3 protein-coding genes and 3 pseudogenes are annotated in these 6,480 nt (G+C 62.6%); 3 read left to right on the top strand and 3 right to left on the bottom strand.

The features are described from left to right. Positions 1 to 234 (bottom strand): hypothetical protein (locus tag ACLARN_RS43985; RefSeq protein WP_409497434.1); only part of this gene is annotated, 234 nt, incomplete at its 3' end. A 42-nt stretch (positions 235 to 276) separates the two neighbouring features. Beyond that, positions 277 to 1,149: a hypothetical protein gene (locus tag ACLARN_RS43980; RefSeq protein WP_409497433.1), complete on the bottom strand. Its 873-nt coding sequence runs from the start codon at positions 1,147 to 1,149 to the stop codon at positions 277 to 279. Between the two features lie 1,271 nt (positions 1,150 to 2,420). On the opposite strand from ACLARN_RS43980, the pseudogene ACLARN_RS43975 reads away from it, so the two are divergent. The 3 genes and pseudogenes from ACLARN_RS43975 to ACLARN_RS43965 form a co-directional block, all read left to right on the top strand. Beyond that, a pseudogene (locus tag ACLARN_RS43975) lies at positions 2,421 to 2,854 on the top strand (L,D-transpeptidase); the annotation flags it as partial. Between the two features lie 369 nt (positions 2,855 to 3,223). After that, a pseudogene (locus ACLARN_RS43970) lies at positions 3,224 to 3,532 on the top strand (transposase); the annotation flags it as partial. Positions 3,533 to 3,689: 157 nt separating this feature from the next. Further along, entirely contained in the window at positions 3,690 to 4,748 is a 1,059-nt protein-coding gene (locus ACLARN_RS43965) for a S1 family peptidase (RefSeq protein WP_409497432.1), read from the top strand. A 214-nt stretch (positions 4,749 to 4,962) separates the two neighbouring features. Here ACLARN_RS43965 and ACLARN_RS43960 read toward each other — a convergent pair. Then, positions 4,963 to 6,299: pseudogene (locus ACLARN_RS43960) on the bottom strand (IS701 family transposase). Positions 6,300 to 6,480 lie beyond the last annotated feature (181 nt).

Here is a 6,480-nt window from a genome sequence, read left to right as displayed (position 1 = left end):
CCCCGGACCGGTTTTCGGTACACTCCCTCCAGCCGGCTGCCGCTGCAACCGATCCTGATACGCCTTCGCCGTCTTAGCCGCAGCCTCACGCGCAGGATTGACCTGGCCATTCACCTGATCCACAAACGCAGCCGAGTTCACTGGCGCCGCGTAAGCAGTACCCGCACTGAACGAAAGGGCCAACGCCGATGCGCCAACACCCACTGCCGCCGATGCAGCATACCGTCGTTTCATTACTCTCCTCGCCATGCAACTATCGGTTGTTGTTGCAAGGAGTCATGCCGCCTGCTTGGGCGTAACACTTGCTGACTTCAATGCGTCGGCATCCTTGATCGTCTTTTCAAGGTGGGCTGTCGCCTCAATTAGCGCCTTAACATCCGGATCGTCCTTCGTCTTCGCCTGAGCGATCAGCCCCTGATAAGTCTTCAGCTCCTGCTTTGCGGCTTCAAGATCATGGTCTGCTTTAGCGACCGCTTCTGCGTTCGGCGGGCCCGAGTTCGCCGGACCCGACTTGACCGGACCCGGCGTGTCCGAACCCGACTTGACCGGACCCGGCGTGTCCGAACCCGACTTGACCGGACCCGGCGTGTCCGAACCCGACTTGACCGGACCCGGCGTGTCCGAACCCGACTTGACCGGACCCGGCGTGTCCGGACACGGATTGGTCGGCCCCGGCTTGGTCGGCCCCGGCTTGGTCGGCCCCGGCTTGGTCGGCCCCGGCTTGGTCGGCCCCGGCTTGACCGAACCCGAGTTCGCCGGACCCGAGTTAAGCAAGTCTCGAACTTGAGGGATCAGCGCCTTAGCTTCGGGGCTGTTTGCGAGTTCGTCGACTGAGCCGGCCAGCGCCTGAAACTTACCGACAGCGTTCTTGAGTGACTCTTGAACCGCTTGCCCCGCCGGAGTGGCACCGAATTTCGTCAGTGCCTGCGCCAGATCGCCAAGCGCCCCCGAGACCGGCAGCAGATCTGGGCTGTTCGCTGCCGCCTCGGCGGCCTTCTTAACTCGATCAACTGCAGCCTGAACTTCACTCAACCGGTTTCGAAAATCCTGCCCCGCCTGACCGCTCCCGAGGGCTTTTGTGCCCTGGAGGCTTTTCACAGCGTCCACCAACGCCGTAGGCGGCTTGCTCACATCTTCTGCATACGCCATGCTCGGGAGCAGGATCGACGTCCCAGCTGCGAAGATAGTTGCAGACCCCACAAACGATGCAACCAGTTTACGCTTTCCATTATGCTTCACTTTTTAGGTTCTCCGGTTCATTCGCTTGACAACTCTTCGAGAACGTGACGCGACGCCGGACCCGCCTGACCAGGACTGCGCGATCGAACCATCACCTTAAGGGCAGACCACACCGGCGGCGCTCGTGAAACTGATTCCTGCTTAGTTATCCCCCTCCATCTCTACTGTCAACGGCGATCAACCGCGCCGAAAGTCCGCTGCTGTAGGCGCACCATTACATACCGCCCAGACCTGAAGCAAGACAATCACCAATGCTCCCCCTCGCGGGTTGTGATTGGTGCACGACTCAAAGGTGACTAGTCCACCTCCCTTCCCTGATGCATGCTCATCCCGAGCAAGTTTTACGACGGCGAGTTCCTCCGGACGCAAACCGAGTTGACCAGCGCCACAATAGGATTGACCACGCAGCGCAGATGCACCCGGGCCTTACCAATCCATGGCTGGCTTGGGTTTACACCCGATCTTCCAGTTCTGTCAGGACCGAACTGGAAGATCGTGTCTGCCTGACGTGGACCAGGCCTTACGCTTCTACTGGTCGCCACCACGATGGCAGCATGATCTACTGCTACGAGATGGTCGCAGCCATGGGAACATTCCACATTGCCATGGCATGCACCTCCGAAGCACTGACCGATGCCCGCGGCGGCATACTCGCTAGTGAGAAGCCCACAAATGAATCGGGGCCGCAGCCAGGGCGTCGTTCAACTGGGATGCCCGCAGCGGTTGAACAGTTCACTCCGGCGGCATGCGACCGATGTTGCGTAGGCCGCAGATGACGCCGCGCCCTCCGCGCAGAATCTATACGCATCGAGCCCTGGCCATGACCAGTCAACAGTTGCTGCAGCCGCTCGGTGACCAACAAATCGATCAAGCCGCGCCGCACGCATTCCGCCAGATGGACAGGCACCACGAGGCACCGGACGGACGAACGCCAATCCGCAGCTACTCGACCGCAGGAGAGCTCACGTTCGCAATCTCATCACGGACTCTACCAAGCTCGTCGTGTACCCGCCGCCCGCCGAGCCAGACGGTTCACATGCCGAAATGAACTGCCTTCGCACGAACGCTGCGCTCGCACAGCAGCCACCCGGGACTCGCAACCCACCGGGGCCTGAAATGCTCGGATGAGCGTTGGATTCACTGAGCTCCATCAGTAGCAGTGGATGATCTAGGGTCGCGCTGAGAAGGCGCTCACCGTCAAGACCGACAGAAGGTCGAAGGTGCATGTGGCCGGCCTTCCTGCACTCAGGTCGACTACCGGCCAAGGAGTACTGGCCCGCCAACATCACGGTCGGCGTCGAGGCGAAGGTGTACGGTGTCGACCTCGGGCGGTGGCGTGTACGGCAAGTCTGACATCACCACGAAGTTCAAGATCGGCCACAACCAGGTTGTCCAGATCAACACCCCGAACCGCCAGATGCACGTATACCGCGACGGTGCCAAGGTCAAGAGCTACCCGTGCAGCAACGGCCTGGACTCCGACGTCGAGCGCAACACCCCACTCGGCACCTACATCATCATGGAGAAGAAGGAACACGCCGTCTTCGACAACGCCCGCTACGGCTACACGAACGTCAACAAGAAGTGGGCCTGCCGGTTCTCCAACCTCAGCGAAGATCGTTCTATTGTTCGGATGTCGCACGATGGTCGACCGCTGAGGTTGGCGTAGGCAAAACTGTTCGTGGTATCGCCTGGATTCACGACCACTCGCCCCGGGCTGATCGATCTGCTCGACGTCCTGGAAGCGTTTTTCGCTGTCGCACATAGTGATCGGCGTCTGCCGCCGTAGGGCAAGGCTCGTTATATCACCTCTTCTTCGCGCGGTCCCCAGGGTCACCAAACGCCGCCCATGGCCAGATCGCACCTGCGCTCGATATCGTTGGCGATCGCCTTCCAGGTGCCCGGACCAGCTTGAGCCGAACACGGAACCGCCTCGCGATGTCCCTCCGCGAGGTCGATGTCTACGCCGCTGCTCGGCGACTAGGCGTACTCGCATCCGAGCACGCGGACCACCTAGCCTGCCAAGAAGATCAAGCACACCACCCTGAGCGCACAGACCAGATCGACCGACGGAAGGCCAAAGTATCGGCCGGAGGCCGACCACCCGCGTACGACGGCGCTCTCTACCACCTGCACAACACCGTCGAACACGGCTTCAACCGACTCAAGCAATGGCGCGGCATCGCAACCCCGCTACGACAAATACGCGCTCACCTACCTCGGTGGTGTCCTCCTCGCCTGGGCGGTCTTCCACGCCGAACAGGAACCAAACAAATTGGGCGACACGCCCTAAACCTTCTTCGCAAAGCACGGTTGTTGACCAGGCGTCAATCAGGCATGAGATTCTCATGGTTTTCTCGTGATGGGCTATCGCGTCATGAAACGTGGTTGTACTCGATCTCAACAAGGGACAGCATCGCCCACGTGATGATGATCGGAGAAGATGATTCATGAGTCGAACACGAAGGTTCGTCGCGATTGCGGGAACGTTCCTTGTCACCCTGACAGCGGTCGGGAGTTTCGCCGGGTCGGCCCAGGCGGTGGTCGGCGGGTCGCCCGCCACGGAGGACTACCCATGGGCCGTGCAAGTCGACATGGACTCGAGCAAGCGGTCTGACACCCCGAAAACTGATGAAGCGAACGCACCGAACCTCGGCAACCTGCAGGACATCATTGGTAACATCCTTGCCCGAGCGCAGTCCGGTAACGACAGCGGTAAGTGCACGGGAGTGCTGGTCGGGGATCGTTGGGTCGCCACCGCGGCGCACTGCCTGATCGAAGGCAAGCCTGAGCAGAAGCCGGGCACTCCTGACCTCAACAACCCGTTGCGCAAGCCCGAGGAAGTAACGCTGCACATCGGCTCGAAGACGAGGGATCAGGGCGAGGTCCGCCACGCGAACCATCTGTTCAAGGCCCCGGGCCTGAACGACATCGGCCTCATCGAACTCGACGAACCGTCACAGAACACACCGATCCCGCTCGCCGACACGACCCCTCCCCAGGGCCAGAAAGCCAAGGTCCTGGGCTGGGGCCAAACCTGCCAGGATGGCAAAGAGTGCCCTGAAGACACGAAGACTCTGAAAGAGCTGGACATCTCGCTGGGTATTGACCCGGAACTTGTCGCCGCGTTGAAGGGGAACACCGGCTTTCAGGGCACGGGATCGGACAAGCACACTCTGATGTGGAACGAGACGAAGGAGAACGGAGTCGCTCACGGTGATTCCGGTGGCCCCGTGGTCGTCCAGCGGGGCGGCCACTGGGAGCTGATCGGCACGAACCTCGGTGGAGCCAGGGTGAAGAAGATCGTCGATGGTGTCGCGCACGAGTTGCCTCCGTTCGGCATCGCCACCGATGTTTCCTCGGTCCGCGACTGGATCAACAGCACCATCGGCAAGTCCGAGGACAAGCAGGGCTCCGCGGAACCCAGCACCGATCCGCTGAAGGAGTTCATCGGCAAGATCGTCGACGACGCGCTTGCCGACGCAGGAAACTTGCCCGACAACCAGTAGAACGTCCAGATCACGCAACCGTGACCGAGAACCGACCTCCCACGGCGCCGTAGGCGGCACTTCCGATCAGGAATTCGCCGCCTATGGCGCCCGCTTTCGGTGGCGCCGGCTCGGGCGGTTCCATTCGTGCCGGGGCCCACGGTGCCCCCACCTTCTTGCAGCGAGCGGATCACTGACGGTCACGGCGCTGCGCTGGACTTCCACCGACCTGGCCTCACTCGTAGTGCTTTGTCAGGTGTTGCTGACCTGGGCTGTTGTTGTGTTGGGTGCTCGGGTCTGGGGTTCGTGCAGGACGCGTAAGAGGCTCAGGCCTGCGCAGGGGTTTTGGGGTGCGGCGGAGCTGGGTGCAGATGGCTTGGGCGATGGCGGCGAGGGTGACGTGGCGGTGCCAGCCCAGCCAGCTACGGCCTTCGAAGTGATCGAGGCCGAGTCCGTCTTTGAGTTCGCGGTAGTCGTGTTCGATGCGGCAGCGGATCTTGGCCAGCCGCACCAGGTCCCGCAACCGGATGTCGGCGGGGAGGGTGGACAGCCAGTAGTCGGTGGGCTCGGGCTCGCCAGGCGGCCATTCGGCCAGCAGCCAGCACTCGGGCAGGGTCCCGTCTTCGGCGCGGGGGATGTTGCGGCTGGCCGGTCGGACTCGCAATGCGAGGAACCGTGGTCGCATGCTCGCGGTCGGATTGGTCGATGACTTCTTGGATCCGTGGCGCCAGACCACGAACTTGCCCGCCGAACGTCCGGCGTTCATGACCAGGGTCTTCAGGTCGACCGGCTTGTCGGGGTAGCGCAGCCCGGGCGGGCAGCCGTAGCCGGCCCAGGCCGCCATGGTCGGCACCGCCTCGGCGGGGTGGGCGCTCGCGTCCGCCCTGACGGCCAGCGCATAGGTCGAGCCGCGCTCGGTCAGGCCGAGCCGGAACTCGGTGGCATCGCCATAACCGGCGTCGGCCACCACCGGGCGCTGGGGCAGACCCCACTCATCGGTGACCTCGTCGAGCATGTCCAGCGCGAGGCGCCACTTCTCCCGATGCCGCACCTCGTCCGGGATCGCGCTGCGCGCCCGCCGCGCACGGATCTTATCATCGGAGGCTTTCTCGTCGTCTCAAGATTCCGGCAGGAACAGCCGCCAGTCGATCGCGGCCGAGGCCCAGCCGGTGACCGCGTGCACGCTCACGCCGGTCTGGCAGTTCCCGGTCTTGCCCAGAGCACCGCAGTACATCCGCGCCACTCCAGGGGATCCTTACCGTCCTTGGGAAAGCCGGTGTCATCGATGACCAGCGCGTCCGGATCGACGAACTCACCGGCCCAGGCCGCCAGGCGCCGCCGCACCTCGGCGTGATCCTACGTCGAGGGGCTCACGAACTGCTGCAGCTGCTGGTGATCGACCCCGAGTCGCTTGGCCATCGACTGCATCGACTTGCGCTTGCCGTCCAACATCAACCCACGCAGATCCAGCTCGCCCTTCGCCCGCTGATCACGCCGCGCGAACCCGCCGAACATCGATGCGGCGAAGTCCTCGATCACCGGCTGAACCCGAGCCATCTCCTCTGGAGTCACCTGCAAAGGAGATCACATCACCGAAACAGGACTGTGACCACACCTAACAAAGCACTAGTACTGCAACGGCACTCGCATGGGTAGTGGATGATGTTGCGGGTGATGGACATGGTGGTGGCTGAGCTGGGTCGGGTCCATGAGCGGATTTCGGGTCGTTTCACGAGGTTGGAGCCGCGGGGCC

Origin of the sequence: Amycolatopsis sp. cmx-11-12 (assembly GCF_046269425.1) — a bacterium.
In the GTDB taxonomy this organism is placed as follows: Bacteria; Actinomycetota; Actinomycetes; order Mycobacteriales; family Pseudonocardiaceae; genus Amycolatopsis.
This window is presented reverse-complemented; position numbering and strand designations above follow the sequence as displayed.